1 pseudogene is annotated in these 268 nt (G+C 60.1%); it reads right to left on the bottom strand.

The annotated features are described in order from the left end of the window. Positions 1 to 268, bottom strand: a pseudogene (locus SB753_RS37670) (site-specific integrase); the annotation flags it as partial.

The raw sequence follows: 268 nt of genomic DNA, 5'->3' as shown, positions 1-268 counted from the left end.
GCCACGATTTGACTCTGGATTGTCCTCGCACGACGCATCGGAGACCGGGTGGCTGGCCGCGATACGCCGAGTCCTAGCATTATTGGGCTGGGGTTTGCGCACCAGCTCAACGGGGTTCGAGATACTCTCCATGCCCCATTCCTTGCGAGCTATGTTGAATACATGAGACAGGACCGCCATGCGGCGCAGCACAGTCGCAGGCTTGTAGTCCTTCAGCCACTGGTCCCGTAACCGCGCCACATCGGCGCTGCGAATGGTAGCAAGCGAC

It is taken from the genome of Paraburkholderia sp. SIMBA_053 (genome assembly GCF_046534895.1).
GTDB lineage: Bacteria > Pseudomonadota > Gammaproteobacteria > Burkholderiales > Burkholderiaceae > Paraburkholderia > Paraburkholderia caledonica.
The sequence above is the reverse complement of the archived record's forward strand: the minus strand, read 5'-3'. Positions and strand labels throughout refer to the sequence as shown.